Here is a 3,987-nt window from a genome sequence, read left to right as displayed (position 1 = left end):
ATAGGCGATTTGTCTACCAAGGTCGTCTCGTTGCTTGGTTGAACTAACTCGGCAGTAGCAGACAATGGAAGTTCTAGCTGCACCACGGAGGTAGGATTCGACATGAAAAAGTCTTTGTCCTGCTTCGTTTTTGATGCTTTCGATCTTGCCATTGTCTGCGTACTTCCTTAAAGTGTTTGGGTGCAATCCCAGTTGTTTAACTGCTTCTCGTAGTGGTACATAAGCCATACTACTATATTAGCAGTTATGAGTATATATAATCTATTGTTAGCAAATAACTAGCTATTGACTAACCCTTTCACCAGAGTAACTTCTCACGGCTTTAGGGTCTGGTGCAAAAGCCAACCATAGAGGAAATTGCAGTATTGCTAAACTGATTTGCTCTTCGGAATCGTCAATTATAATTAAAGGTAATTGATTAGTCTTTACCAGTCGGTCAGCCTTCAAAGCCAAAGCATCGGGTGTTTCAAACAAAGCTACACCCTGGTCAGGACCAAAATCTGTGCGACCAATTCCTAAGCAGTCTTGCAAACCGCGCCGCCATTCACCTAAACGTTCTGGGGAATTTGCTAAAACCAGAGTACGGAGGCGATCGCCATATAAACTGTGTAATATAGAAGCGACAGAAGAACCAATGAGAATATTCTGCAAGCGGCTTCCCATAGTTCGCAAAGCGCCGCGTCCCCCTTGTTTAAAGAACCAGTTAGCAACTCGTTCTGCGTGAACCGGTTCAAAAGTCCGGCGTAATTGCCAGGGCGGACCATAGTAATCTGGGTTACTACGATACTGGTCAATCAAGCGGCGAATTTTATTTGTAGTCTCTTGAAACTGTTGTTGGGCAAATTGGGGTGTTTGTGGCTGTTCTTGGGTGATTTTCACCTCTGTGACCACAGGTTTGGCTGGTTCGATTGGTGTCAGTTGCAATTGTTCTGCTGACATTGCCAAATCCTGTAAACTACCGGTGAGATAATCCTTAAAGCCTTGCACCCGAATTGCTAAATCTTGAGATGCTCCCGCAAAAGTGGTTCGCATTTCATTACGAATGCGTTCTTGGCGGCGTTCTAGTTGTTCTACAGAAATTTGCAGAGCTTGTTTGCGTTGTTCTAACTGCGCCAGTGACTCTTGTACAAGTCGCCCCAGAGAGATTTGAGTTTGACTAAGTTGTTCTTGAAGGGTTTTGTAAGATGCTTGTAGATTGGCTATTTCTGCCTTTAGGGATGCTTCTTGGCGTTGCAAATCTGCCACTGTATCCTCAGCTTGAGCAGATAGTGAATTATCTTGTTGCTCTACCACGACGGGAGTTTGTGGTTGTTGTACTGCATCTTCAAGGGTTGAGTCTTCTGTGGAGTCAATGGCGGCAAATGCCACTTCTGTATGAGGTATGATTGGCACAAGATTTGCATTATTTGGTTGTGTATCAGTAGATGAAGTTGGCGCTCCTGTTTCCAGCAGTGAGTCTGGGGATGAGTTTTCTGCTTCTATTTGTTCCAACCACTCATCCATCTGTTCTGGAGTTTGAGATTCCTCTGGGTTCATAAACAATAATGCAAATAAATAAGTTTCAAGAATATAGTCTAGATGCAAAACCACTGAGCATTGAGGCTCACAGGATTCAGAAAATAGGTCATATCCGTGGACAACGTGATTCTAGACAAGATTTCAGGGTTTTGGGGTCAAATAAAATCGGTAAAAAGTGAATGCTATTGACTTCCTTAAAATAAAACAGGATAGGGATTCCATTCCAAAATATCCGCCAGTTTTGCCATTCCTGATAGGGAAAGCGCCGCAGTAATTTTTCCCCTCGATAGATATCTAAATCTGTGGCGGTGAACTGTAAACGTATTGTTGCGGTTTGTAACAACAGAAATAAGCCCAATAATGCAATTACCACCCCTACCCAAACTTGCACTACCAATAGAGGTATGGCAGCAATCAGCAATACAATGGGGATATTATAACTAGGCTGGAGTTCCACAGTTGAGGTGGAATCAGTTGTAAATGAACTGGTCACAGTTTCCCATCCTGTTTTGTTGGTAAACATCTATCCTATTTTAGGGGTTCTGGGTTTGATTAACTTGCCGAGTTATTGGTGAACAGATCCCAGTCCTATGTCAAAAACCTTCTAGCAATGCACTCCCCGCTCCCTGAAACATTAACCATGAGAGAAAAAAGTTACTAATAAATATAATTAGCAAGGAAGTCACAACAGCCGTTGTGGTGGATTGTCCCACGCCTTTTGCTCCTCCCTTGGTCGTTAAACCCCAGCTGCAACCAATGACGGCGATTAACAAGCCAAAGCAACAGGCTTTAATTAAGGCGCTGATGATATCCCCAATACTGATCAGGTTGCGAGCTGAGTCTAGAAATACCGTATCGGGTATGCCATATATATTTGTGGCAATTATTAATCCCCCTAAAATCCCCGTGATTAAAGACAGGAGGGTTAAAATCGGCAGCATTAAGCAGCAAGCTAGTAGGCGAGGGATAACAAGGTAATCAATGGGGTCTGTTTTTAAGATGAATAAAGCGTCGATTTGCTCGGTTACCCGCATCGTCCCAATTTCGGCTGCAAAGGCGGATCCGACTCTTCCCGCCAAAACTACGGCGGTAAGTACTGGTGATAATTCTCTTGTTAATGCTACCGCTAGGACTCCGCCAACTAGATTACTAGCGCCAAAATTAATAAACTCCCTCGCTACCTGAATCGTAAATACTGCGCCCACAAATACAGCCGTTAACAGGGCAATAAATAGGGAGTCTGGCCCCACAGTGGCCATTTGCTCTACAGTATTGCGCCAATTAATTTTTCCCCTCAATAGGTGAACTATTACTTGTCCACCCAGGAAAATCGCCGCCAGCAGTCGCTGACTCCATGCTCCTAAACTGGATTTGGATTTAGTCTCACTCAATGTTTTTTAGCTAACTCGGTAACTGCATTCAGGATAGCGGATCTCTGTTGGTTGGGGGAACCCTACTCCCTGGGTGAAACATTAACTTAATTTAAAGGTCATCTCATAAAGTAAAGTTGTTTAAATCGATTTTTGATGCCATTATTACGAAATGATATAGACTGAAAGCTATGTTTGGCAAGTTTTTTAGATAATTTTAGAGTTTTTCCCGATCAGATTATCTGATTTAAAAGGTGAAGATTTTTTTTAATCAAAACTTAAGATTTTTGACATATTGCTTTTTAAGGAGCGATCGCACGTATTCTGGAAGATGACATCTTAGTTCTCGGCGATTGTTCACTCTCTCAACGGAGCCTGCTGTATATGTCTATTTTCACCAACTTTCTCCGCTCCCTACTGCTGACTATGTTTTTTAGTTTTATCGCTCCTATGTCCTTGGTGGGGGGCGTATTATTCCTTTTGCCTGTCATCGGTTACTTTCCAGCTTTACAAGGGGCTACTGATGCCAGCACGATGAGGATCATCCATTTTCTTTCTATCTTTGGTAGCGGTCATCCCCTTCATGGACTTGTGATCATTAGTTTGACTTGTAGTTTCGTTGGGGCGCTATTCGATACCTATGCTTACTACCGCTATCAAATCTTACGCATTGACTCTTAAGTAATTAGATCACTTTACTGTGTTCACATACTCAGAAATGGCTTCATGTCCTGAGCCTAGACCTACATGAGTCTTATCAGGTTTATATAATTAACTTGTTTTAATAAAAATTAATTAAATTAAATAATCAATAGCTGACCAACTATGGTGTTACGCAAATTATGTATTAATTATCATTGTAGCGTCACCTTTAAATAAAGATATACAAAGAATCTAAAAATTTCATTAAGATTGCTGATAACACCATGCCTACTGATTTTTGGACTAGAGTAAATTAGGTCTACAATAATTTAATGAATTTATAGTCATTTATGTACATTTGTAGTATAATATTATGAATGTACGATCATTAAATGAATGAAACTATCTGATTATGCAAAAAAGGTAGGGATAAGTTATAGAACTGCGTGGCGTTGGT

Annotated in this window: 5 protein-coding genes; 1 reads left to right on the top strand and 4 read right to left on the bottom strand. The window is 41.4% G+C overall.

Features of this window, described 5'->3' with window-relative positions:
- From PN457_RS10390 to PN457_RS10375, 4 genes are all read right to left on the bottom strand, one after another.
- The coding region (locus PN457_RS10390) for a MerR family DNA-binding transcriptional regulator (RefSeq protein WP_271731649.1) at positions 1–228 on the bottom strand (228 nt) is incomplete at its 3' end.
- A gap of 54 nt (positions 229–282) precedes the next feature.
- Complete coding sequence (locus PN457_RS10385) at positions 283–1,536, bottom strand: DUF3086 domain-containing protein (RefSeq protein ID WP_271733205.1); 1,254 nt, start codon at positions 1,534–1,536, stop codon at positions 283–285.
- 88 nt (positions 1,537–1,624) lie between these two features.
- Complete coding sequence (locus tag PN457_RS10380; protein WP_271733203.1) at positions 1,625–2,041, bottom strand: DUF3119 family protein; 417 nt, start codon at positions 2,039–2,041, stop codon at positions 1,625–1,627.
- A 70-nt stretch (positions 2,042–2,111) separates the two neighbouring features.
- Entirely contained in the window at positions 2,112–2,909 is a 798-nt protein-coding gene (locus tag PN457_RS10375) for an MlaE family lipid ABC transporter permease subunit (protein WP_271733202.1), read from the bottom strand.
- Between the two features lie 363 nt (positions 2,910–3,272).
- Here PN457_RS10375 and PN457_RS10370 point away from each other — a divergent pair, with 363 nt between their 5' ends.
- Positions 3,273–3,569, top strand: coding sequence for a hypothetical protein (locus PN457_RS10370; RefSeq protein WP_271733200.1), 297 nt, complete (start codon positions 3,273–3,275; stop codon positions 3,567–3,569).
- The last annotated feature ends 418 nt before the right edge of the window (positions 3,570–3,987 follow it).

The organism is Anabaenopsis arnoldii, from assembly GCF_028331025.1.
Lineage (GTDB): Bacteria > Cyanobacteriota > Cyanobacteriia > Cyanobacteriales > Nostocaceae > Anabaenopsis > Anabaenopsis arnoldii.
This window is presented reverse-complemented; position numbering and strand designations above follow the sequence as displayed.